Source organism: Sphingobacterium sp. UBA6645, assembly GCF_002455685.1.
GTDB lineage: Bacteria > Bacteroidota > Bacteroidia > Sphingobacteriales > Sphingobacteriaceae > Sphingobacterium > Sphingobacterium hotanense.
Window position 1 is genome coordinate 1 of the sequence record NZ_DKLH01000097.1, and the last position, 25,279, is coordinate 25,279.

The window sequence follows — 25,279 nt, forward strand, 5'->3', positions numbered from 1 at the left end:
ATCTGTATTAAGGACGCTAAAGTAAGAAATTTTTAACACTTCCCCCCAAGAATTCAGCGTGATCCATTTAAGGATTGGCGGGATCATGCTCATCTTTTAATTCTTCCTTTCCTGGTTTAAGACAAACATCAAAAATCAAAGATCATCTTTTCTTATTAATTCTTCCCTTACAAGGAAAAACAGGGCGCAAAAAAAGGCGCCTTATCGGCGCCCAACTCTAATATCTAATATCTAACGGTCTAATATCTAATTTGACTCTTCCTCATCTTCATAGAACTCCAGAAGGGATTCCACATAGGTTTCTGTCCATCCGGCTACAATATCATCATAAGCTTCGTCAGGGATGTTGATATGGTTAACTTCGAAGGAAGTGCCTTTTTTATGCTCATGTAGTTTTAGGGTCACTATGGATGGCTCCTCCTGTTCTCCAAAATACCATTGCTGTACGATTTTACTGAATGGTTCTAAAGCGATGAACTTTCCTTCTATTGCGCCGTCCCATAAAGAGAATTCTCCGCCTACTGTTGGATCGATTGTGACAAGGTCTCCGGTCCATAATCGTATGGTTATTTCGGTCGTCAAGGCACGATAGAGCTCCTCAGGGCTAGCCGGGATAATATAATATTTCTTAAAATCTTTCATTGTTGTTTTGAAAAAAGACAATTTCCGTAAATTTACGCAGATTTATTAGCAAAGCATGAGTAATTTCCTCCCAAATTCACTGATACAACGACTTGGGGTCAATCCGACCTTCGACAAAGACGCGTTTATTGCTGCCCACGAAGATGGAAACCAAATAACTTCCATCCGATTAAATCCATTCAAACCTACTGAATTGGATTTTTATCTTTCAGAGCAGGTTCAATGGTGCGATAGCGGATATTATTTGGCGAATAGGCCACAGTTTACTTTAGATCCGCTCTTCCATGCCGGCGCATATTATGTGCAGGAAGCTTCTTCGATGTTTATTGCACATATTATTCAAACTTTGGGTTTAGATAAGGAAGCCCTGTTTGCTGCGGATGTCTGTGCGGCCCCCGGAGGGAAGTCCACCTTGCTCAATTCTTATTTGCACCCGGATAGTTTGCTCCTATCGAACGAAATCATAAAAAGCCGATCAATTATACTGCAGGAGAATTTAACGCGCTGGGGACCTTCAAATGTTGTTGTTAGTAATAATGATCCTTCAGCATTTAGACGTTTGCCTGGCTTTTTTGATCTCTTGCTTGTGGACGCGCCTTGTTCGGGGTCTGGCATGTTCAGAAAAGACGAGGATGCTATTGATGAATGGTCTGAAGCGAATGTCAAGCTATGTAGCGAGCGTCAGCAACGTATTCTATCTGAAGTGCTGACAGCGCTTAAAACGAATGGCTATCTGATCTATTCTACTTGTTCCTATTCGGAAGAGGAAAATGAAGATATTCTCGATTGGCTGATGGATGAATTTGAAATGGAAACGGTAGACGTGGAATTGAAAGAGGAATGGGGAATCGTAAAGTCCAACTCACCGAAGCATCAAGCCACAGGCTTTCGGTTTTACCCACATCGCGTGAAAGGAGAGGGGTTTTTTGTTGCTGTGCTGCGCATGAAGCAAGTTCAGCCTTCATTCTCCCTCAAGAAATTGAAAGTGGAGAAGGCACCTCTACCAAAAGATGCGTTAAAGGGCTGGGTAAAAGATTATGCGGGCTTCGCAACACTAGTTCATCATGATACGATCCATATATTTGCTAAGGAACATGAATTAGCCATCAAAGCTTTCCAGCAAGTTCTTTATTTAAAGAATGCCGGCACAGCAGTAGGGAAATGGTTGGGAAAAGAGTTGGTCCCTAATCATGATTTAGCCTTGAGCATACATCTTGATGAGGCGATAAATTCTATCGATCTTACTTTAGATTTAGCACAGGACTATTTGAGAAAAGAAGCCATGCCTCAGGAGCTTTTTGAGGGCGTGAAGAAAGGCTGGTGCATAGTAAAGTATAATAACTTACCGATTGGTTGGATCAAAATCTTAGAAAATAGGGTGAATAACTACTATCCAAAGGGAGTTCGGATAGCCAATTTATAGGCGAAGGGCCTATTTGAGCTCTCGGATGACTAGGTTGCAGATATCTGTTGCAACTTCATCCTTTGATTTCAGTTCGAAACTTTCGATATCGCCATTACGGCTTATTACTGTTACTTTATTGGTGTCGTGGGCAAAACCAGCACCCTTATCTTGCATAGAATTTAATACAATAAAGTCTAGATTTTTACGCTGTAGCTTATTTTTCGCATGCTCGATTTCATTATTAGTTTCGAGTGCAAATCCGATCAGTAGTTGATCCTCTTTCTTAGAACCGCCAAGTGTGGCTAGAATATCGGTCGTTTTTGTCAATGGAATAGAGAAGTGTTCCTCTTTCTTCTTGATTTTTTGTGGGGCTACTTCTTCAGGCGTGTAGTCGGCCACGGCAGCACTCATCACTGTAATATCCGCAGCAGGAAAATAGTGCTCGCAAGCGTCTAACATTTGTTTTGCGGAGGTGACATCCACTCGTTGTACTCCCTGAGGCGTAGATAAAGCCGTAGGACCACTTACTAATGTAACTTCGGCACCTAGCTCCTGTAATCTTTTAGCGATCGCATAACCCATCTTACCACTAGAATGATTTCCGATAAATCGTACCGGATCTATAGCCTCATAAGTAGGACCGGCAGACACTAAGGCTTTCTTCCCGGATAGCGGTTTAGGCAGTTCAAGATTTTGCTGGATAAACAGTAAGATGTCTTCCGGTTCAGCTAAACGTCCTTCTCCAATTAGACCACTCGCCAGTTCTCCATTTCCTGGGGGAATAATCTGATGACCATATTGTTTCAAAAGTGAAATATTATGCTGAACAGCCGGATGCTTCCACATATCTAGATCCATCGCAGGTGCGAAATATACAGGGCCCGTAGCCGATAAGTAGGTGGCAAGGAGAATATTATCGCATAACCCTAGGGCACACTTAGATAAAGTATTCGCCGAAGCTGGAGCGATTAAGATCAGGTCGGCCGACTCGGCAAGATGGACATGGTTATTCCATTCCCCGCTGTTTTCGTCGTAATAGTCGACTAAAACGGGGTTATTGGATAAAGTGGAAAGAGTGAGCGGAGTAATAAATGAGGTTGCTTCTTCGGTCATTATGACTTGTACAGAAGCGTTTTCCTTGCGAAGCAATCGTACTAAAGTTGCAATCTTGTAAGCGGCAATACTGCCGCTTACACCAATTACAATATGTTTTCCTTGCAAGGACATGGGATAAACCTATTTTTGCTCTTTAGAAGGGTTTCTAAAGTATACTTTATCGTGTAAGAATTCATCAATCGCTACTAGTGTAGGCTTAGGCATACGCTCGTAGTGTTTTGAGATTTCAATTTGCTCACGGTTTTCAAATACTTCCTCCAAATTGTCATTGCTGCTAGCAAATTCTGATAGCTTTTGGTTCAATTCTTCTTTAATATCAACCGCAATTTGATTTGCACGCTTGCTGATTACCACGATTGACTCGTATAGGTTGTCAGTACCTTTATCCAAATCTCTTAAATCGCGTGTTACCGTACTATTTGGAACTGAATTGTTATTTTGGCTCATATTTAAAATGATATTATGTACAAAGATGATTAATTGTTTGCTTTACTTTCTTCAGACTCGGTTTCTCCAGTTGTAGATGTAGAAATACCTAACTCTTCCTCTTGTTGTTTTCTTAGCTTTTTATCTGCTTCAACGCGCTTAATAGCAATGGCTATCTTACGTTCTGCACTAGATCTTAAACCTTTAAGCTCGTTGCCATACTTACTCTCCGGGAAGTGCTCTGCAAATGTCTCATAATAGTCCAACATTTGGTTGAAACGTTCTTCCTGGCGATGCGGATAGCTATTATCGGCAAATAGATACTGCGACTTGATTAGAAGATATTCTACGTCTTCTGCATGTTTTGTATCCGGATATTGTCTCAATACGTTCTCCAAGGCGATTACAGCAGCGCGGTAATCATCAGGAAGCCCCATGTTGTAATATAACTTCGCATTATCGAATGCTTTTTTCTCTAGTTTGTCGCGCAGATTTTGAATAAGGTCCGATGCCTCTTTTGCTCGCTCCGACTCTGGATAAAGATTCACGAATAATTGTAACTCTTCGATTGCCTTACGCGTATTTTCTTGATCTAAATTCGATCTTGGCGAATCTAGGTAGAAACAGTAAGCCGACATGAATCGACATTCTTCGGCACGCTGACTATTCGGATAATTTAATGCAAACTGTTTGAAGTGGTATCGAGCAGAGATATAATCCTTTAGTCGATAACTTGCATAGGCAGTATAGTAAGCAAGGTCTTCTGCATCAGAAGTACCTCGATAACGAGTTAACAGGTCTTCAAATAAAGTCAGTGCTTTTGAATACTTCTCGTTTTCGTAGTATTTGATAGCTTCCTGATACTTCATTTGTATATTATTGCTGGCGCGTAATTTCTCGAACTTGCTTTTGCAACTACCAAAAACAAATAATAAAGAAGCACCGACAATTAGGCTAAATACATGATTCTTTAAAAACATCCCACAAAGATACGTCAATTAAAACTAATTTTCAATTATATTTCCGCGCTAAAATACTGGAATTCGACGTAGAAGATGCTTTGTTTTCACGGTTTTAACAATCTTTAACTAAGAATATGCTTAAGTCAGTGAAATGTTGAAATCTCGGGCTTCCCCAATCTTTTGTGGAAAAAATACCTATATTTACTAATAAATTTTATTAGCTATTTAAAAATGACCTTATTAGAGAGAGTAGAGCAGGCTTTGGATTCAATCAGACCGTATTTGGAAACTGATGGAGGAAACGTTTCTATAGAGGAAATTACACCAGACAATGTAGTGAAGTTGAAGCTTCTTGGAACTTGCGCAAACTGTTCCATGAGCATCATGACCTTTAAAGCAGGGTTAGAACAAGCTATAAAGAAGGCTGTTCCTGAAATCGTATCTGTGGAGGCTATCAACCTAACAGACATTAATGATCCAAACGCCATTACTCCAAACCAATTGTAATTAAAATGATAGAAGCAGTTAACACAATTTAACAGCATCTTTTTCTCATTTTCGTTAGTTTTGTGAGTAAATGAAAGTATATCTGAAAATTTTAAGCATATGTATTCTTCTGTGTGTTAGTCTGTCGACTTTTGCGCAGCAGAAACGTATTGTACAATTTTCAGGAATTATCACTGCCGCAAATACCGACGTCGCGGTTCCTTACGTAACATTACGTAATACTTCTTATGCAAATGAAACCTTCACCGCGAACCATGAGGGGTATTTTACTTTTGTAGCCCATGTAGGCGATGAGATCGAACTCTCTTCCATTGGATATGCTAATATAAAGATTACCATTCCGCAAGTTGCTAGTGACAAATACACATTAAATATCGAGATGACCCCATTGGTGAAGGAATTGCCGGTCGTAACGATTGGTAGACCGCTGCCTTGGGCGAGTATTGAGGAGTTTAATAGAGAGTTTCTAGCGATGAATGTTGGAAATGACGATATTCTTTCGGCTCAGCGGAATCTTTCTCCGCAGGCGTTAGCTGCATTGTCGAAAGTAGTGCCTAGAAGCGCTGAAGAGATCCAGGCTTTTAATAATTTCCAGCGACATATCAATATGTCTAATAAAGCGATCAATCAGAATTTTGCTAATCCATTGTTGAACCCATTTGCTTGGGGTCAGCTTATCAATCAAATTAAAAGGGGAGACTTTAGTCGCGAGCGCCTGAAATACTAATTTGAGTCTAATTCCTCAACTTTCTTAAATCCTTGGATACTTAGTTTTGAGGCCACATAGGAAACTATGATGGAGACTAATAGTACCGTTAAGAAGATGATCAAGATGTCAGAATAGCGTATATCTACGGGATAGGCATCGAATAAGGATCCTTCGTTCGTTTGTACAAAGCCGTACTTTTCTTGCAATACGCAGAATCCCAAACCTAATGCACCGCCCACTATACTTCCGATAAGAGCAATCAATACACCCTGATAAAAGAAGATATTCTGTATAAGACTTTTGTTGGCTCCTAAGCTGTTCAATACCACCATATCCTGCTTCTTATCGATAACCAACATCGTTAGTGACCCAATGATATTGAAAATAGCGATTATCCCTATAATCGTCACGATAAAAAAGACGATCCACTTTTCAGAACGAACAGTTTTATAGAGCGTTGGATTTTGCTGCTCACGATTTTTTACAATATAGTCTGAACCCACCAATTCCTGGATTTCCTTTTGTAAGGCTGTTGAATTATCGTTCGCACCATAGAGCTCTATGGCAGAAATATGTTCGTATTCGTTCAAGAGATCCTTTGCAAAGTCAATGGGCACTAAAATGAGATCATCGAAACCCGGTTGGAACTTCAAAATGGCACTGGGGGGGATATTTCTAGTGCGGATATCATCCAATGGATTAATACTGCTCGCGGAGGCATTCTTATCAGGTATATGGAGGCTTAATAGGTTGTCATATCCTTGAAGTGGCACTTGCAGATTGGCTTGCACCTGCGCTCCTAAAATAGCGTAATCGGCGCTATCAAGTCTAACATCGAGTTTTCCTGCAAAGAGCATGTCTTGGGAGGCATGGCTATGGATGCTTTCAGGCTCAATGCCTTTGATACGACCGATAAACTGCTGGTGATTATATTCTACGAGAATTTTGTCTTCCAGTACTTCGGTATAGGAGTTGATTTTCGGGTTAGTGCGTAAGGTTTTGAACGCCTCACTTTTCGTTGAGAATACTTTGCCCTTTGCCGGCTCGATACGCAGCTCAGGAGAAAAGATACTATATTGTGAGAGGATAAACTTTTCTAATCCATTGTAGAAGGATAGCACGATAACCAACGCCGCTGTACTCACTAAAACTCCGATAACACTAATAGACGAGATAATGTTAATCGCATTAACGGATTTTTTAGAAAACAGATAACGTTTGGCGAAGAATAGTGCTAATCTCATGAATTTATCCTCTAATAAATGGATTACTTTGCTTCTCTTCCTTAATAGTCGTCGTCGGACCGTGGCCAGGATAAACTACGGTGTCTTCTGGTAGGGTATAGATATTCGTAGCGATACTGTTTAGAAGCTGTTGGTGATTTCCACCTGGTAAGTCCGTACGGCCGATACTTCCTTTAAACAATACATCGCCTCCGATTAGGAAGTTGTTGCTTTTGCTGTACAAGCAAAGATGTGCAGGGGAATGTCCTGGAGCCAATATTAGACGTATAGTCTCGTCACCCATTGTAATGGTATCATTCTCTGTAAGAAAGGTCTCCGGAATAGGAGATGGCTCATAACGAATGCCCATCTGTGGAGCATAATTTTGAACCTGTATAACCAGAGGCAGCTCCCCTTCATGAAATTGTGGGGTTAATCCATAAGTGTCAGCAACATATTTGTTCCCTAAAACATGGTCAATATGGCCATGGGTATTGATTAAATAAATAGGTTTTAAATTATGTTCTGCTATATAATCCGAAAACTGCTTCTCTTCAATATAATTATGCATACCTGGATCAACGATCATACAATCCTTGTTTTCATCAATGATGAGGTATGTGTTCTCCTGATAGGGATTAAATACAAAGGTTTTGATTTGCAACATGGTCAAAAATAGAAATTATTTCCATTTTACGCTATGTATTAAATGTTTTATATCAGACTTGATGAACTCAAGAACGGGTTGAATGGAGTCTAGGTGCGGTTTTTCGTTAAAATATAATGCACCCCGAAGATAATGCTCTGTGCTATCTGAAACAAAAAATTGATAGTTAGATGCTGTGTTTCCACCTATTAAATATTGAATCCCATAAACTTCATGTTCTGGGATACTTATACGCGATTGGTCTATTGCAGTCGCTTTTGTAGTATGTTTAAATGCGAAAGTTCGCGCATCTTCTGTCAGTTGTTGAAAGCTTGTGGATTTATTTATCGGGAAATAACTGAGATGTAAAGTCGCATTGAATTGTGGGAAATAGAGATTTTTCCAACATTCTTTGGCGTCTTCATTTGGGTCATCCAGCATTTGGGAGTATGAGGGTATTTCTAAGATAAAGGGACAACCAGTTTGTGCTTCCTGATAAGACTTAGTAGGAAAGTCAATGCGGAAAAAGCCCCGCGGCTTAGGGCTATAGTCTTGCTGTTGACATCCGACGATAGCTAGAAGAAGAATTATGACAAATACATACCTCATCGGTTCCAGATTTTCCAGTTTTCCTCAGCCTGCAGAATGAGCATTTCTAAGCCGTTTTTTATTGCGGCCCCACGTTCTCTACCTTTCTTTAGAAAAAGTGTTTCGGTAGGATTGTAAATGACATCATATAGCAAATGGGTATTGCCAATACCATCATAGGGAATATCCGGACACTGCTCGATATTCGGAGCAGTTCCTACCGGGGAACAGTTGATGATCAGCTTATGAGCCCGAATCAGATCAGTGTTTAAGTCTTCGTATGTGATATTCTTTTCCGACTTTGAACGGCTAACAATTTGATAAGCGACGCCCAGTTTCTCCAATGCATAGCATACAGCCTTTGTTGCCCCTCCATTTCCGAGGATTAAAGCAAGTTTGTGATCTTCAGTCAGCAATGGCGTTAAGGAGTTCATGAATCCAATAACGTCTGTATTATGACCGATCAAATAAGGCGCTTCTCCTGGCGTTTGAATAATCTGAATACAATTTACAGCTCCGATTGCTGCAGCTTCCGGAGAGAGTTCATCCAAATAAGGGATAACAGCCTGTTTATAGGGAATCGTAACATTGACACCATAAAACGCGGAGTCAGTAGTATATAATTCAGGGAATTCTTCAATAGTAGAAATAGGGTATAGATCGTAATCTATACCCTGTATATTTTCATTCTTGAATTTTTCTAAATAATATTTCTTGGAAAAGGAATGTCCGAGTGGATATCCTATTAATCCTAGTTTCTTCATTATTTTTCAGTGAATTTCTTAATGATATCTAAGATTACTTTGTTTCCTTGTAGCTGCGGAAGATACTCAAACAAGATATGATGTTTATCCGGATCGCTATCTAAGGCCACTTCTAGAAAATTTAAAGCTTCGTTGTATTGTCCCGCCGCGAATAGATAGGCAACAAGTCGATAATACAATAATGCTTCATCGGGGTTGCATTTAATAGCTTCAGAGATAACTTCGATGGCTTCGTTTAGTTTTGACTGCTCATACAATAGCGACGAGTAGTCCAACCAAGCCTCGATGTCGGTACTATTCAACTCCACAACTTTAGAATAAGCCTCTATCGACTCATCAAACTGCTTCAATTTATAGCGCGCATCTGCGATTGCAAACCAATAATCAGCATTCTCATCATCGATTTCTAAAGCCTTTTTATAGAAATGCAAAGATTCAAAGTATCGTTCTTCAAAATCTAAAGTAACTCCAATTCCAAACCAAGCATCGCTTTGGTTCGCATCTAGCTTTACCGCCTTTTTGTAATATTGGCGCGCTTCATCCATACGCTCAAGCTTTTCATAGCATTCTCCGATAGCACAATACGTGTCTGCGGTAGGAGGTTCATACTCGAATGTCTGCTTGTACACGTCGATTGCTTCATGATATCGATCCAGATTTACCAAGGCATTCCCTTTATTAAAATAGGCAGATGAGAAATTTTCCTTAATCAAAATAGAATAATCGTATGCATCGATAGCTGCATCGAATTGCTCTAACTTATGATAGGCATTTCCCAAGTTGTACCACGCTGTAAATGAATAGGGATCTGAGTCGATGTACTTGTTATAAAACGCGACGCTCTCTTCCTGTTTCTCTAAAACATCATAACAAAATGCGATCTCGTATAATGCATCTTGGTTTTCATGATTTAATGCTAAACATTTTTGAAGGTAATCAATAGCCTTTTGGTAGGACCCTTGCATTTGGTATAGACCAGCAATTTGATAATAGATCTCATCAGGACTATCGCTTAATTCTAGCGCTTTAAAAAAATTCTCTTCAGCAAGACTATGATCTTGTAAAGATGACAGAATCGTGCCTCTAATTAGATAGATGTCTGCTTCTGATGGTTCCAATAACTCGGCCTTTGATAGTGCTTCCAATGCCGGTTCGAACTGCATCGTACTGGCAAGAAGTTGTGCCTTCTTCAATAAGAACATCGTTTCGAATGGATGTTGTGCAGCGGCGAATTCTACTACCTGTAGGGCTTTTATTGGATCATTTTTAGTGATATAATAGTCGATGATGCTTTCAAATGCTTTAGCGTCGAAAAAATATTGGTCCTCATTCCGCAGCATTTCTTCATAACGATCAACAGAAATCTTTTGTTCTTCTGGTGATCCAAATTCAAAATCTTCTTCCATTATACTCCTCTCTTTATATTATTCAACCAATTACCACTAATCAATGATGAAAATAATGTTTTTTAACATCAATGGTTTAAATTATTTTCAACATATCCACATACATTGGACTTAATTAGTTAGCAAAGGTAATCTTATAATTGTTAAATGTGTGTAAAATAGAAAAGCCGATCCAAAGGATCGGCTTTCTTTATCGTCTAAATAACTGTTATTAACAATTATTTTTTGATCTCAACACGACGGTTTTGAACACGACCTTCTTCAGTATCATTTGACGCTACTGGGTTAGACTCGCCATTACCGTTAGCTGTGATGCTTGATGCAGATACTCCAGCGTTAACTAAGTATTGTTTTACTGCATTAGCACGGTCTTTAGATAAGTTTAAGTTGTAAGCTTCAGTACCTTCTGCAGATGCATAACCGTCTAAAGTTACAGATGCGTTGTTGTCACGCAATTCTTTAGCTAATTTATCTAAAGTTGAGTAAGATTCAGTTTTTAATACTGAGCTATCAAATTCGAATTGAATTGGAGCGTAGTAACCTGAACCATTTTCAGTTAAGTGTTGTGCTTCTGGGAATTTGATTGGACATCCTGAACCATCAACTACAGTACCTGCAGGAGTTCCTGGACATTTGTCAAATTTATCAGATACACCGTCACCATCAGAGTCTTTGCTTAATTGATCAACAGTACCTTCTAAAGTAGATACGCGTTGTTTCAATGCTTCAACTTCGTTACGTAATGAAGGATCTTTTAACTCATCATATAAAGTAGCAACTGGGTTTGTGAAAGTTAAGCTTTCTTTATCACGTGAGCCTAGAGTGAACTCTAAACCACCGTATACGTTAGAGAATTTACCTTTGTAGTCAGATCTAGCTGGTCCGTACAATAAGTTATCATCAGTGAAGTTCATTGTGTAACCTAAGTTCAAGGCAACAACTTCAGATAATTTAAATTTAACACCTACACCAACTGGAATAAATCCTGTTAAGCGGTTGTCACGATCTCCAGTAGCTTCGCGATCTCCGAAGATTTCTTCACCCCATTGTCCTTCTCTGTTGAAAACTTCATTACCTGTGAAGTCGTTATTCGAGAACTGAACTGGGTTGTGAGCCATAACACCTAAACCAACTTTAGCGTAGAAGTTAACAGCGTTTTCTCTTCTCATGAAGTCGATAGTACCTAATTGGAATACACCATTTAAGCTAGCAGCCCAGTTAACTGAAGTTTCAGCTGACTTAGCTCCTAATGAATTTTCAACACCACCGTTAGGCGCTAATTCATGGTTGTAAGTCTTGATACGACCACGGTTACCTTCTAATTCTAAACCGAATAAGTGAGAGAATTGTTTACGAATAGTTAAACCGTAGTACTCACCTACTTTATTTTGGAAGTAACCAACTTTTTGACCAAATGCGTTAGAACCGCCTAAAATTGTGTTAGGCGTAGTGATACCACCTTGAACACCGATTGACCAAGTTCTGTATTGTGATCTACCACCAAATACAGTTGGGGTTTGTGCTTGTGCAGTCTCTGCGAAACCTAAAGCGGCTACTAAAGAAGCTGCAACAGCTGTTTTTTTAATTGTAGAATAGTTCATACTCTTTTTTTTAAGGTTATTAAAATTTTTAATTGTTTCTAGTTATAAAATCAATTTAACAAAACTTAACAATAACGATGCCAAAAAATGTTAACTTGGTAAAACCTTGATTTTGTACACTTAAAACCTCAGTTTAGACGCGTAAAAATACTTATAAACTACTTATCACGCAAATTTTTTGTTAATTCTTTATTATTTAACAATAAATAGCATGCGATGTAGGGAATTCACTACAGAATGTAATGGATAATAGCTAACGTAAGCCCGCCCAATACCGCACTAACAGGGATTGTTAAAATCCAAGCCCATAGTAAGCTGATGGTTACACCCCAACGAACAGCCGATACACGCTTCACAACACCAACCCCGATAATCGATCCGGTAATCGTATGTGTCGTAGATGCTGGAATACCGAAATGTTCGGTGATACCCAAAGTAATCGCGCCTGCAGTCTCAGCACTCACACCTTCCAAAGGCGTCACTTTCGTAATTTTAGTTCCCATTGTTTTAACGATTTTCCAACCCCCGCTCATCGTACCTGCTGCAATCGCTACGTAACATGCTAGTGGAACCCACTCAGGCATCGCCTCAAAGTTTGGAATCACATTCTCTGCGATCAACGCAGTAGCGATAATACCCATTACCTTTTGCGCGTCATTACCACCATGCGCGAAACTTAATCCTGCAGAAGATATCAACTGTAAGATCTTGAACCATTTTTCAGCAATGCTTGGACGTGACTTCTTACAGATGTTGATAATAATCAACGTGATGATAATCGCGATGGTCATACCAATGATCGGCGCAAGAACGATAAAAGATAAAATCTTTAATGTCGCATTGATGTTAATTGCATCAATCGGATTTGTACCCATAAATAAAGCGTATGCCATACCGGAACCAGCGAAACCACCAATTAAGGTGTGACTCGAACTAGAAGGTATACCATAATACCAAGTAAATAAATTCCAAGAAATTGCGGCGACTAACCCCGCAAAGATGACCTCGAGGGTTATATATTCTTCAATGACCGTTTTTGCAATCGTGTTGGCGACTTTATGGTCAGTGAAAACGAAATATGCTACGAAGTTGAACAAGGCTGCCCATAAAACGGCCATAAATGGCGTTAGTACTTTCGTAGATACGATCGTTGCAATTGAGTTGGCGGCATCGTGGAATCCATTGATGTAATCAAAGGCAATTGCCAAAACAACAACAACAATCAATAATGTTGAAATTGAATCCATATGTTATAATATGTGTTGGAAGAATCGCGATTATGCGTTCTTAACTAATATACTTTCCAATACGTTCGCAACATCCTCACATTTGTCTGTTGCATCTTCCATGGCAGATAAAACCTCTTTGTATTTAATAAGGTTGATCGCATCCTTCTCAAACTCAAATAATTCTGCAACCGCTTTATCGAAAATATAATCAGCTTTATTTTCTACACTATTAATTCGTACACAGGAGTCCGTAATATTACGAATGTTCTTAAGATCTTTAAGCTCGTACAATGCTTTAGCAACATGTTCCGTAGCTTCTAGAATTAAACTAGAGATCTCCTTCATAGGTTCGCTAGTTTCAATGACTTTGTACAGTTCCATACGGTTTGAAGCACCGTGGATGAAATCTGCAACATCGTCTAATGAGCTCGCTAACGCGTGAATATCCTCTCTATCAAAAGGAGTGATGAAATTTTTCCCTAGTTCTAGGTGTATTTGGTGAGTTAGGTTGTCGCCTTTATGTTCCAAATCTTCCAACAATTTTGAATTGTTCTTTCTCAATTGTAAATCCGATGTATGAACACTTTCCTTCAAGAGCTTGGCCATCTCTATTAAATTTGAGCCAGCTTGCTCAAATAAAGGAAAGAATTTTTTGTCCTTAGGGACAAAATACTGAAAAATGCTGTTCAAAGACATATACTTTTAATTTTAGTAGCGCAAAAATATGGACTTAATGTTAAGTTAATGTTAAGTTTTCTGCAACAGCTCTTTCTTAGGCTTTCTCTAAGGTAAATGAAAACGTCGTTCCGATCCCTTCGGTGCTTCGCACATGGACGTTTTGTTGGTGGGCTTCTATAATATGTTTAACAATTGCAAGTCCTAAACCAGAACCTCCGATATCGCGTGATCGGCTTTTGTCGGTACGGAAAAACCGCTCAAATACGCGCGGAAGGTTTTTTTCTTCGATGCCTTGACCGTTATCGGTTATTTCGATAAGAATCTGATCAATTAAAGGGATGGTGCTAATTTGTGTTTCGCCTCCTTTATTGCCATACTTTATCGAGTTATCAATTAAATTTACTAAAACTTGCTGAATTTTTTTTCGATCCGCTTTCACCAGTATCGGATTGTTGTTCTTCGGCTGGAACTTTAAGGCGATATTGTTCTCTAGCGCTTTATCCTCCAAGTAATCAATTGTTTCGCGAACCAAAGTCTGAATATCGAACTTTTCCTTGCTCACGATCACTTGTCCAGACTCCAGTTTTGCAATTTCATCGAGGTCGTGAATCAAATAGCTCAACCGATCTAAGTTCCGAGCTGCTTTGTTTAGAAAAGACACCGCCATCTCTGGATTGTCATCGATCATACCGTCTTGAAGAGTCTCAATATAGCCTTGAATAGCAAATAGGGGAGTCTTAAATTCATGGGAGATATTCGATAAAAATTCCTTCCTGAACTTTTCTTGTGCTTTAAGCTGATTGATCTCGAAAGTTTTTTGTTTCGCCCAATCGCGAACTTCCTTTTCCGCGTCCCCAATTGGATCGTCAGATTTATGATCGCCGAGCGCATCTTTCAGCTCTTTGCCAAGTTTTAGGTTATGTATCAATTTATATACAGCTTTGATGCGCTCATAGACAAACTTCTGGAATACATAATTTAGGAGAGAAAATGAAAGAACAAAACTGATAATAGCGATAAAGGCGAACGTTGGTAAATGACGTTCATAATAATAATTCATCCCTGCTAACAACAGGGAGAATATTAAACTTATAATCAGTATCAGGGTGCGGAAATTCATAAGGAGCGCACGAATAAATGTTGAATGCTTATTTTAAATTTTTGCAAGAACCGACTTGCCGGAAATTACTTGGTCGCCTTTCTTTGCCATTAACAGCGCCGAAGCAGGTAAAATTACATCCACGCGACAACCAAACTTAACAAAGCCAAGTTCTTGACCTTGTTGGATTTCTTGCTTATCCCCTTTATCAAAAAAAACTGGGCCAGCGAAAATTCCACCATGTTGCCACAGCGTAATTTCAGCCCCGTCTTTGTTTTGGATGGATAAACCGTTTCCCTGCTGACCAATTGCATGAGAAAAAGAAGTCGTCTGACTCGCATTGATTAATCTTCCTTTTCCGGTTATCGGAGCTTTAGTCGATCGGATATTTAAAGGAGATACAGCTATGGACAATTTAACTCTTCTTTCTTCGCCGGATCCCATTTGATTTGTTTCTTCAATCTGATTAATTGTCCCATCAACGGGTGAGTAGACTTGAGCGCTGTCGAGCGTTATTACGCGAGAGGGGCTACGAAAGAAAAACAGTACAAATAATAGTAATAAGCCAGATACACAATAGATCAAGCCTTTAACAAAAGCACTTGCATCATAATAGTGTGCAAAGGCACTTAAAACGAAAAAGAACAAAACGACTATTGCTAAACTCGTATACCCTTCTTTATGAAATCTCATATATATGTATTTACGCAAATATATAATCTGGAAATCAAGTCTCCTAAACTCAATCAGATTAATTCTATTTCTTTAATTCATTCTCTCGATCAATGGTCAGCGAATGAAATCCAAGCGTTTTATCTTCAGCAATCGCGATTTTACCATTTATCGTTAATTTATCGGCAATATATTCACCATCCTTAAAAGATGCCGGATAATATGCTAAAGAAGAAACGACTTCTTCAAAAGCTTTGGCCATTTCCGTATTCGAAAGGAATGGATTCTCGATTACCAAGCTCTTCTTCTTCACACCATCATGCGTCAAATCGACCTCGTAGCTAAAATTCAATTCTTCTGACGCCGAAAATTGAATATTTGCAAATGAGTTATTGAAATAATCAATCAGATAAATAAGGAAACCAGAGAAATCATCATAATTACATTGCTTGGAAACGATGGCTTCCGCTCGCGTGAATTGTACGATTGGAATAATAGGAAACCGTTGAACAGCATAACGTTCGCCGGTATAATAATCTTCAGCACGCACCAGTCGATTGTTGTGATATTCTTCAACTGCCGCTAACTCGCTATTCTTCTCGTTTTCATAAAAAACGCTCCACAATCCATTCGGAATACCTGCTTTAAATTTCCCTTTAAAACGAATGAACGGGAAACCGTAGGGGTTGTATCCAGGATAGGGGACACGAAAGTTATAATTTCCATCACCGTCTTTCACACGCTGCACACCCCGCTGGTCATAGTAATGAACCATTTTTGAGCCGGCGCTACTATAATTAACAGTCATCAAAGGCTTGCCATCAGGATAGTAATACTCCCAATTCCCTTGAGGCGTATTATTAACAAAGGTCGCACGCCACTTAATCTGCATATTGGGATGATACGCTGTAAACACGCCCTCTTTGCTACCATCTTGATAGGAGCCTTCCAACATACGATGGCCATTAGGATAGTAATCTACAAACTTACCGACGAATTTACTTGTTCGCGCATCAAATGCCGCAACACGTTCGATGTTCTTAAATTCACAATTCTTATCAACAAGATAATAGTTCATATCGTAGTAAAAACGAATCAGACTATCATTACTGCGCTCAAAATACACGGGCTTAGTCTCTGTTTCTTGCGCAGCGACCATTAAGCCCTGAATTGTAAATAATAAAACAAGCAAATACTTCATGAATATCAATTAGTGTGCTTCTAGCCAGTTATTTCCTTGACCAATCTCAATTTCAATAGGAACGTTTAATTTCATTGCATTTTTCATTCTATTTGCAATAATTTCTTTAAACTGTCCAACCTCATGCTCAGGAACGTCAAAAACAAGCTCATCATGAACCTGCATAATCATCTTTCCTTCTAAGCCTTGCGCTTCTATATCCTTCTGTATATTGATCATCGCAATCTTGATCAAATCAGCGGCAGAACCCTGTATTGGCGCATTAATCGCATTTCGCTCCGCAAATCCTCGAACGGTCATATTCGCTGAATTGATATCTCGTAAGTAACGTCTGCGTTTCAATAAAGTTTCCACATAACCACGCTCCTTCGCAAAATCGATAATATCGCCCATATACTTGCGAATACCCGTGTACTGCGCAAAATATTGATCGATAATAGCTGCAGCCTCTTTTCGAGGGATTCCTAAACTTTGAGAAAGACCAAATGCCGATTGACCATAGATAATCCCAAAATTCACAGCCTTCGCATTTCTACGCATATCTGATGTAACCTCTTCGAGTTCCACGCCATAAACTCTTGCTGCGGTGGCGCGGTGAATATCTAAACCCTTTTGGAAAGCATCCAACATGTTCTCATCCTGGCTTAACTCGGCAATCAAACGTAATTCGATCTGGGAATAATCGGCAGATAGTAAGGTCCATCCCGCTTGGCGCGGAATAAATGCCTTGCGCACCTCGCGGCCTCGCTCCGTACGAATAGGAATATTCTGCAGGTTCGGATTCGTCGAACTTAAACGCCCCGTTGCTGCAACAGCCTGATTATAGGATGTGTGGATTAATCCTGTTGCAGGATTTACCAAGCTCGGAAGTGCATCGACATAGGTCGATTTCAACTTTTGCAACTGTCTGTAATCTAAAATATCTTTAACGATATCTGATTTATTGGCCAATGCCAACAAAACATCCTCGCCGGTCTTATATTGACCTGTCTTTGTCTTTTTCGCTTTAGGATCTAATTGCAGTTTATCGAAAAGAACTTCCCCCAGCTGTTTTGGCGAGGCGATATTAAACACTACACCTGCTTTTTCATAAATCGTCGACTCCAGCTTCGAAACCTCCGCTTCAATATCAACAGAAAACTGTCTTAGCGTCTGTTCATCAATCTTTACCCCATTCTTCTCAATCTCTGCCAATACATAAACTAACGGAAACTCTACCTCTTCAGCAAGCTTTAAAGTCTCCGTAGAAGTCAATAAAGGCTGAAAAACTTGTTTCAGTTGTAAGGTAATATCCGCGTCTTCACCCGCATACTCCTTTATTTTCTCCAACTCCACATCACGCATATTTCCTTGGTTCTTACCCTTGGCGCCGATCAGTTCCGTGATAGAAACGGGTGTATATTTCAAATAGGTCTCCGCAAGGATATCCATATTATGACGTGTATCAGGATCAATCAGATAATGCGCAAGCATCGTGTCGAACAATGGTCCTGCGACCTTAACCCCATAACGCGCTAAGATTAATAAATCGTACTTCAGATTTTGCCCAATCTTTTGCACAGAAGTGTTTTCTAATGCCGGCTTAAACAGATCAACTGTAACTTGTGCCTCCTCGCGAATGGCTGAAACAGGGACATAGTAAGCTTCAAAGGGACTAATAGAAAAGGACATGCCCACTAATTCGGCAGTCATGGCATCTAACCCTGTAGATTCGGTGTCAAAACAAAAAGACTCGGCTTGATTGAGTTTCTCTACCAGTTCTTTTTGTTGTTCAATCTGATCAACTAATATATATTGATGCTGAACGGTAGAAATCGTATTCAATGTGGTTGGAACTTCCTCAACAGTAGCCTGGCCTAAAGAAAGCTCATTCTCCGGAAGTGGGGCAAATAAATCCATCTGTGCTGATTTGGATACCGGCGATTCACCAATCGAGAAATCGTCGCCAAATACACGCTTGCCTAGTGTTCTAAACTCCAATTCGGCAAATAAAGATTCCAAAACCTCGCGGTTCGGATCTACTAGCTCTAGCGCCTTCTCGTCTAAATCAACTGGCACATCCAATAAAATCGTTGCAAGTTTCTTGGAGATTAAGCCCTGCTCGGCAAAATTTTCCACGTTTTCTTTTAGCTTCCCTTTTAGTTTGTCGGTGCTCTGGATTAAATTTTCTATGGAACCAAATTCCTGGATAAGTTTCTTCGCTGTTTTTTCACCAATACCAGGGATACCAGGGATATTATCCACGGCGTCCCCCCAAAGGCCTAAAATGTCTATAACCTCATGCACATTATTTATTTCCCATTTTTCTAAAATCTCCGGCACACCTAAGACCTCCGCACTGTTGCCCATGCGCGCAGGTTTGTATATGAAGATATTATCCGATACTAATTGTCCGAAATCCTTGTCTGGGGTCATGCAATAGACTGTGAAGCCCTCTTTCTCTCCTTTTTTTGCAAGGGTACCGATGATGTCGTCGGCCTCAAATCCATCCATCGTGATGATGGGAATGTTGAACCCTTCGATCAGTCGATTGATATAGGGGATGGAAGCGGCTAAGTCTTCAGGCATCTGCTCCCGCTGTGCCTTATAGCTCTCAAATTCTAAATGTCGGTTGGTGGGAGCTGCTGTATCAAAAACAACAGCGATATGCGTGGGCTTTTGGTTTTTTAAAACATCCAATAAGGTATTCGTAAATCCCATTATAGCGCCTGTATTCAATCCATATGACGTTAATCGCGGTGTTTTGCTCAACGCAAAATACGCACGGTATATTAATGCCATTCCATCTAAAAGGAATAATTTCTTCAAAATCGTTTTTTATTTATGCTCTAACAACAAAGTTAACAAATTCAAATAGACGTAAAGATTAATAAATTTTTTCCATTTTTGCGTAGAATAATGACAGATTTAACAGGAAAGAGGGATTTTGTATGCGCGGTTTAGTAACTAAATCTACAGGCAGTTGGTATCAGGTTCTAGGACCCGATAATGTACGTTATGAATGTAGAATTAAAGGTAAATTTAGAACACATGGTATAAAAAGTACCAATCCTGTTGCCGTGGGCGATTGGGTAGAATTTGAATTGGAACCTGGACAACAAAACGGCGTAATCAACGAATTAGAACCGCGAAAAAATTATATAATTCGAAAATCTGTCAATTTATCCAAACAGACACAAATAATCGGTGCAAACCTCGATCAGGCAATTCTCGTTGTTACATTGGCCTCGCCAGCAACCTCCACCGGATTTATTGATCGGTTCTTGGTTACTGCGGAAGCTTATGGCATCCCGGCTGTTCTGATATTTAATAAACTCGATCTATTTAGCGAGGAAGGATTAGAGCTGCTGGCCGAATTTATGGCACTCTATGAAGACCTTGGATACCCTTGTTATGCCGTTTCGGCTCTAGAAGGCGAGCATATTGAGGAAGTGAGAGCCTTATTAAAAGATAAGACGACCTTAGTTTCAGGCCACTCGGGCGTAGGAAAATCAACTTTTGTGAATGCTGTAGTTCCTGATGCAGATTTGAAAACGGGAGAAATATCAGACTGGTCAGACAAAGGCAAACATACCACGACCTTTGCCGAAATGATCGATCTCCCTTTCGGAGGCAAGTTGATTGATACCCCTGGGATACGAGAACTCGGAATAGTCGATATAGAACCCCAGGAATTGTCGCATTTCTTCCCCGAAATGCGCGCCCTTATGAATCAGTGTAAGTTCCACAACTGTAGACACATAAACGAACCTGGATGTGCCGTGCTGCAGGCCGTGGAAGAAGGAGAAATTGAACCATCGCGTTACGACAGCTATATCAGTATCTATAACAACGAAAATAATCGCAATTAACTAAACATCTTTACTATATTGTTGTTTCTGCTTAAGGATATTATGGTAAAAACCGTATAGAGAAATATGAAACCTGTTTGGAAATGGATTATTGGAGTGTTGCTTGCGCTGATACTGATAGTATTGGGCGTGGCTTGGTATTATAGCAGAAATTGGAAACCTATCGTTGAAACTAAACTCAAGGAAACTGTAACAAATGCGACAAATGGTTTGTATTCACTACGGTACGACGATCTGGATTTGAATGTCGCCTTAGGAAATGTAACGCTCAAAAATGCGGAACTGATCCCCGATTCCGCTGTCTATAGGCAGATGGTTGCCAATAAACTCGCCCCCAATAGTCGTTACCATATCAAGCTGGCCTCTTTAAAAGTTAGAAGCTTTAACCTTTGGGATGTTATAAAAAATAGAACCCTCTTTATCAAGACCATTAACTTTGAGTCGCCGGATATTCATATGATACAGGAGTATCACGCTTACAATGATACCATTGTCGATCAGAAATCAAAAACACTATACGATAATATTAAAGATGTCTTTAGCGCTGTCAATGTAAGAGATATTAAGATCGAAAACGTCAAGTTTAAATTTTCTAAGATCGAACAAGGAAAGTCGAGTGACATCGTATTGGATAGTATCGGTATTAATGTTCATGACGTATTAGTCGATGAAACCTCAATTGATGACTCGACCCGCTTGTTCTATACCAAAATGGTGGAAATTGATGTGCCTGGATTTACCTACGATTTGTCGAACGGAATCTACAAAGCGAAGTTCGATCGGTTAAAGATCAATACGCAGGAAGAGAATGTCCTCTTGACGAAAGTGGAGTATTCTCCAAAGATGAGCAAAGCGGCATACTTCAAAACAAGGGGTCAAAATGTGACCATGGCAGTCCTGAAATTTGATACGCTTCGTTTTGAAAAGCTCAATTTTAAGCAGCTCATTGATGATCAGCAGACCATCGCCAAGCATGTGCAGATCAAAAACGGATCCGTATCCCTGTATAACGATAAGCGATATCCGAAGAAGACCGTATCCAAGGTCGGAAGCTCGCCCCATCAGCAACTGATGAAAGTGCAAAAGCTCATTCGTATTGATACGGTATTTGTTGATAATATCGACGTCCTTTACGGTGAACATAGTGCAAAATTTAATAGAGAAGGGGTGATTACGTTCAACAACGCTAAAGGTACAATCACCAACTTGACCAATGATAGCTTACATTTACAGCAACAAAAGCAAATGAAGGCGAATCTTTCGGCGAAGATCATGAATGCCGGTAGTCTGAATGTACAATTTGGGTTTGATATGCTAAGCAAGGATGGTGCACATACTTACAAAGGGACATTAGGACCTATGCAAGCCACTTCTTTCAATAGAATTTTAAAACCACTATTAAATGTGGAAATCGCTTCGGGCAATATCCGGAAGGTTAGCTTCAATATGTCGGCAAATGATCACCGTAACTGGGGTGATTTTAGATTCGATTACGACCATCTAAAAATTAGCCTGCTCAATGCGCCAGGTTCGGATAACGAGAAAAAAGGTATCGCGTCATTCTTAGTTAACCAAATTCTGATCAACGACAGTAATCCGGATGCCAACGAAAAGTATCATATAGGAAAAGTAAACTACCGTCGTGTACCTGAGCATACTTTCTTTAAAACACTTTGGCAGAGTTTGCTAGAAGGCATAAAACAGTGTGCCGGAATTAGCAAAGAAAGAGAAGCTAAATTGATGGGGACAGCCGAGGGAGCGAAGAATATCGTGGATGCATCCAAAAACGTCATTAAGAAAACAGGAAATTTCTTTAAGGGTATCTTCAAGAAAAAAGATAAGGACCAGAAAAAAGAGAATTAGTTTCACGTGAAAAGGGAGCGTGTATTTCAATGCTTATTCCTAAGTTTGTAGCGAATGGATTCTGTTTTTAGTTTTCTTAGATTCGTATTTAGGTACCACAACAAAGCGGTAGATCAAGTCTTGTTCTACGTGAGTTTGATCTGCGCTATTACTATGGTGGTTCACGTAGGATACATAACCGATCCTGCGATCGCGGAAATCACTAAAGAGGTTGTTGTATTCATGTATTATGGTCTGTTTCTATTCGAAACCATTCGAACCGTATCTTCCATATTGGTAACGCGTAAGATCAATGTTTCCCATTATTCCGGCGTTGTCATCACGGCTTATTTTCTGCTCGTTACAATTTCCCGGCACTCAGGAGGCCTGATAAGCACCTTCGCTAAAGACGAATGGCTCTATATGGGTATTGCTATCATGTTTCTTTCGGAACTCTCCCGAAGTAGCCTCTTCTTCGATAATTTCTACTTCAACCCAACAATTCTATTCGTTGTCAGTTTTTTAGGCCTTATTATTTTAGGCGCCGTATTGCTGATGCTGCCGCGAACAACAATCGAAGCCCCATTGAGCTTTATCGACGCTTTCTTTATGGCGACAAGCGCCGTCTGTATTACAGGGCTAACCGTGACAGATATTTCTACTAATTTCTCGCTATTTGGACAGGGCGTTATTATGGCACTGATCCAAGTCGGTGGACTGGGGATCATGACCTTTACGGGCTTCTTCGGATACTTTTTCTCGGGTGGCTTTTCCTTCAAAAACCAATTGATGTTCGGTGAAATACTGGGTGAAAACAAGTTGAATTCGGTTATATCGACGTTGATTACCATTATTCTGATTACCTTCCTCTTCGAGTTTATTGGGGGGCTGCTCATCTTCTTCTCCCTAGATCCAAAACTCTTCGAAAGCTTCGGAGAACGTGTTTTCTTTGCCGCTTTCCATGCGATATCCGGGTTTTGTAACTCTGGCTTCACCATTATCAAGGAAGGAGTAAACAATGAGAACTATCGTTTCAACTATAACTTCCAGCTCGCGGTATCATCCATGTTTATCATCGGAAGCCTTGGTTTCGGAACAATATTCAACTTCTATACGCTGATCAAAACGCGCATAGATGCGCTGATCTGCAAATATATCCTGCAAAGAAACTACAGGCATAAACCTCAAGTTTTCTCTTTCAACTCACGGTTTATCGTTCTCTGTAACCTTGTCGTTATCGTGCTTGGAACAGTATCTTATTTTTTATTGGAAAAAAACCACAGCCTTATAGATGATAAAACAGTCTATGGAGATTGGGTCACTTCGCTCTTTATGGCGAATTCAGCGAGATCTGCCGGCTTCAATAGCGTTGATCTAAACTTTATCAATATCCCAACGCTCATTATGATTGTTACATTAATGTGGATAGGGGTGTCCCCAGGATCCACAGGGGGAGGTGTGAAAGTAACGACGGTCGCTATTGCACTGATGAATATCGTTGCCCTGGCTAGAGGAAAAGAATCTATCGAAATTTTTAAAAGAAAGATTGCTTCCGAGTCGGTCAATAAGTCCTTCGCAATTATCCTACTATCGGTATTAACGATCATGCTGAGCTTTGTTTTGCTGAACTTCTCCGATCCAAATCAGCAGATGGTACCGCTTTTGTTCGAAACCATATCAGCCTATACCACTTGTGGTCTATCATTGGGAATTACAGCTTCCTTATCATCAACAAGTAAGATTATCCTTATGCTGACCATGTTTGTTGGACGCGTGGGGATGTTAACTTTACTCGTGGCCTTTATTAAGAATACAAAGAACAAGAGTTATATTTATCCAACTGAAAAAATTCTGTTTTAATCATGAAATACATCGTACTGGGACTTGGACATTTTGGAAGATCATTGGCTGTTCACCTCACCGAATTAGGCCATGAAGTGATTGCTGCAGACAAGAACTTGAGTATTGTAGAGCAAACAAAAGATAAGATTACCCATACGGTCTGTTTAGATTCAACGGATAAAGAAGCCGTTAGCTCACTACCATTGCGTGACAGCAATGCCGTTATTGTGGCCATAGGGGAAGAAGAAGGTGCCAGTTTACTAACGGTCGCTTTGTTGAAGCAACTCAAAGTAAAGCGAATCATCGGTCGCGTAGTTTCCGACTTGCAGAAAACGGTACTGGAGGCCATGAATATCGACGAATACATCATGCCAGAAGAAGAAGCAGCAGAGCGCTTAGCGATGCGCTTAGACAATATTGACATTGTCGACTCCTTCAAGGTCTCCGATAAATACAGCATTGTAGAAACAAAAGTTCCCGCAAAATATGTCGGCATGACCCTAAAAGATGCTGATTTAACCAATAAATATAAAGTAATCGTGCTGACGACTGTACAAGTCGAAACCGGCACTACTACCGAAGGTTCGACAAAAATACTAAAGGAAGCATCCGGGATAGCAAAATCCGATACCATACTGCGCGAAAACGATTTACTTGTGCTCTTCGGCGAACTTTCCAATATTAAGAATTTGATACAGAAGGGGTAGTCCTGGGATTGGACCTTAGATAAAAGATACCGGTGTTAGCTCTGTTATCACCCATCTATTCTTAACGTTTGACGTACATCGTGAGTTTACCTACAAGAGTTTCTGGTAAACTTCCTGCTTACTTAACAAATGTAAAGCGGGATAATCCCGCTAGGGCATGGCC

23 protein-coding genes are annotated in these 25,279 nt (G+C 40.0%); 7 read left to right on the plus strand and 16 right to left on the minus strand.

Features of this window, described 5'->3' with window-relative positions:
• Nucleotides 1-246: 246 nt before the first annotated feature.
• Entirely contained in the window at nucleotides 247-642 is a 396-nt protein-coding gene (locus B2400_RS17280) for an SRPBCC domain-containing protein (RefSeq protein WP_293935303.1), read from the minus strand.
• 55 nt (nucleotides 643-697) lie between these two features.
• On the opposite strand from B2400_RS17280, the gene B2400_RS17285 reads away from it, so the two are divergent.
• On the plus strand, nucleotides 698-2,065 hold the full coding sequence (locus B2400_RS17285) for a methyltransferase RsmF C-terminal domain-like protein (RefSeq protein ID WP_293935305.1): 1,368 nt from the start codon (nucleotides 698-700) through the stop codon (nucleotides 2,063-2,065).
• 9 nt (nucleotides 2,066-2,074) lie between these two features.
• Here the strand turns inward: B2400_RS17285 and coaBC are convergent, their stop codons facing one another.
• The 3 genes from coaBC to B2400_RS17300 are packed head-to-tail and all read right to left on the minus strand — an operon-like array spanning nucleotide 2,075 to nucleotide 4,569.
• Nucleotides 2,075-3,274, minus strand: a complete 1,200-nt coding sequence (gene coaBC / locus B2400_RS17290; RefSeq protein ID WP_293935308.1) for a bifunctional phosphopantothenoylcysteine decarboxylase/phosphopantothenate--cysteine ligase CoaBC — start codon at nucleotides 3,272-3,274, stop codon at nucleotides 2,075-2,077.
• Between the two features lie 9 nt (nucleotides 3,275-3,283).
• On the minus strand, nucleotides 3,284-3,610 hold the full coding sequence (locus tag B2400_RS17295; protein WP_293935311.1) for a DNA-directed RNA polymerase subunit omega: 327 nt from the start codon (nucleotides 3,608-3,610) through the stop codon (nucleotides 3,284-3,286).
• A gap of 29 nt (nucleotides 3,611-3,639) precedes the next feature.
• Nucleotides 3,640-4,569 (minus strand): outer membrane protein assembly factor BamD, encoded by a 930-nt coding sequence (locus B2400_RS17300; RefSeq protein WP_149527515.1) that lies wholly within the window; start codon nucleotides 4,567-4,569, stop codon nucleotides 3,640-3,642.
• Between the two features lie 213 nt (nucleotides 4,570-4,782).
• Between B2400_RS17300 and B2400_RS17305 the strand changes: the two genes are divergently transcribed.
• Nucleotides 4,783-5,058: a NifU family protein gene (locus tag B2400_RS17305; RefSeq protein ID WP_149527514.1), complete on the plus strand. Its 276-nt coding sequence runs from the start codon at nucleotides 4,783-4,785 to the stop codon at nucleotides 5,056-5,058.
• A 70-nt stretch (nucleotides 5,059-5,128) separates the two neighbouring features.
• Nucleotides 5,129-5,785, plus strand: coding sequence for a carboxypeptidase-like regulatory domain-containing protein (locus B2400_RS17310; RefSeq protein ID WP_149527513.1), 657 nt, complete (start codon nucleotides 5,129-5,131; stop codon nucleotides 5,783-5,785).
• On the opposite strand, the gene B2400_RS17315 is transcribed toward B2400_RS17310, so the two are convergent.
• The 12 genes from B2400_RS17315 to polA form a co-directional block, all read right to left on the minus strand.
• The gene (locus B2400_RS17315) at nucleotides 5,782-7,011 is read right to left on the minus strand and encodes an ABC transporter permease (RefSeq protein ID WP_293935317.1); all 1,230 of its coding nucleotides are present in this window, start codon (nucleotides 7,009-7,011) and stop codon (nucleotides 5,782-5,784) included. The two genes, B2400_RS17310 and B2400_RS17315, sit on opposite strands and share 4 nt — an antisense overlap.
• A 4-nt stretch (nucleotides 7,012-7,015) precedes the next feature.
• Nucleotides 7,016-7,657, minus strand: a complete 642-nt coding sequence (locus B2400_RS17320; RefSeq protein ID WP_293935320.1) for an MBL fold metallo-hydrolase — start codon at nucleotides 7,655-7,657, stop codon at nucleotides 7,016-7,018.
• Between the two features lie 15 nt (nucleotides 7,658-7,672).
• Nucleotides 7,673-8,245: a gliding motility lipoprotein GldD gene (locus B2400_RS17325; protein WP_293935323.1), complete on the minus strand. Its 573-nt coding sequence runs from the start codon at nucleotides 8,243-8,245 to the stop codon at nucleotides 7,673-7,675.
• Complete coding sequence (locus tag B2400_RS17330) at nucleotides 8,242-8,988, minus strand: shikimate dehydrogenase family protein (RefSeq protein ID WP_293935326.1); 747 nt, start codon at nucleotides 8,986-8,988, stop codon at nucleotides 8,242-8,244. The genes B2400_RS17325 and B2400_RS17330 overlap by 4 nt, the downstream gene beginning before the upstream one ends.
• On the minus strand, nucleotides 8,988-10,394 hold the full coding sequence (locus tag B2400_RS17335; RefSeq protein WP_286650860.1) for a tetratricopeptide repeat protein: 1,407 nt from the start codon (nucleotides 10,392-10,394) through the stop codon (nucleotides 8,988-8,990). The genes B2400_RS17330 and B2400_RS17335 overlap by 1 nt, the downstream gene beginning before the upstream one ends.
• Before the next feature lie 218 nt (nucleotides 10,395-10,612).
• On the minus strand, nucleotides 10,613-11,995 hold the full coding sequence (locus B2400_RS17340) for an OmpA family protein (protein ID WP_293935330.1): 1,383 nt from the start codon (nucleotides 11,993-11,995) through the stop codon (nucleotides 10,613-10,615).
• Between the two features lie 230 nt (nucleotides 11,996-12,225).
• Nucleotides 12,226-13,242, minus strand: coding sequence for an inorganic phosphate transporter (locus B2400_RS17345; RefSeq protein ID WP_286650858.1), 1,017 nt, complete (start codon nucleotides 13,240-13,242; stop codon nucleotides 12,226-12,228).
• Between the two features lie 30 nt (nucleotides 13,243-13,272).
• Entirely contained in the window at nucleotides 13,273-13,920 is a 648-nt protein-coding gene (locus B2400_RS17350) for a DUF47 domain-containing protein (protein ID WP_149527506.1), read from the minus strand.
• A 76-nt stretch (nucleotides 13,921-13,996) separates the two neighbouring features.
• Nucleotides 13,997-15,022: a sensor histidine kinase gene (locus tag B2400_RS17355; RefSeq protein ID WP_149527505.1), complete on the minus strand. Its 1,026-nt coding sequence runs from the start codon at nucleotides 15,020-15,022 to the stop codon at nucleotides 13,997-13,999.
• A 33-nt stretch (nucleotides 15,023-15,055) separates the two neighbouring features.
• Nucleotides 15,056-15,694 (minus strand): phosphatidylserine decarboxylase, encoded by a 639-nt coding sequence (locus B2400_RS17360; protein ID WP_293935336.1) that lies wholly within the window; start codon nucleotides 15,692-15,694, stop codon nucleotides 15,056-15,058.
• A 64-nt stretch (nucleotides 15,695-15,758) separates the two neighbouring features.
• Complete coding sequence (locus tag B2400_RS17365; RefSeq protein ID WP_293935338.1) at nucleotides 15,759-16,874, minus strand: toxin-antitoxin system YwqK family antitoxin; 1,116 nt, start codon at nucleotides 16,872-16,874, stop codon at nucleotides 15,759-15,761.
• Between the two features lie 9 nt (nucleotides 16,875-16,883).
• Nucleotides 16,884-19,682 carry a DNA polymerase I gene (gene polA, locus B2400_RS17370; protein WP_293935341.1) on the minus strand — a complete coding sequence of 933 codons (2,799 nt, stop codon included), beginning with the start codon at nucleotides 19,680-19,682 and terminating at the stop codon, nucleotides 16,884-16,886.
• 122 nt (nucleotides 19,683-19,804) lie between these two features.
• Here polA and rsgA point away from each other — a divergent pair, with 122 nt between their 5' ends.
• From rsgA to B2400_RS17390, 4 genes are all read left to right on the plus strand, one after another.
• Nucleotides 19,805-20,725, plus strand: a complete 921-nt coding sequence (rsgA, locus tag B2400_RS17375; RefSeq protein ID WP_293935343.1) for a ribosome small subunit-dependent GTPase A — start codon at nucleotides 19,805-19,807, stop codon at nucleotides 20,723-20,725.
• 66 nt (nucleotides 20,726-20,791) lie between these two features.
• Nucleotides 20,792-22,588, plus strand: coding sequence for a hypothetical protein (locus B2400_RS17380; protein WP_293935346.1), 1,797 nt, complete (start codon nucleotides 20,792-20,794; stop codon nucleotides 22,586-22,588).
• A 54-nt stretch (nucleotides 22,589-22,642) separates the two neighbouring features.
• Entirely contained in the window at nucleotides 22,643-24,427 is a 1,785-nt protein-coding gene (locus tag B2400_RS17385; RefSeq protein ID WP_293935349.1) for a TrkH family potassium uptake protein, read from the plus strand.
• A 2-nt stretch (nucleotides 24,428-24,429) separates the two neighbouring features.
• Nucleotides 24,430-25,116 carry a potassium channel family protein gene (locus B2400_RS17390; protein WP_286650851.1) on the plus strand — a complete coding sequence of 229 codons (687 nt, stop codon included), beginning with the start codon at nucleotides 24,430-24,432 and terminating at the stop codon, nucleotides 25,114-25,116.
• The last annotated feature ends 163 nt before the right edge of the window (nucleotides 25,117-25,279 follow it).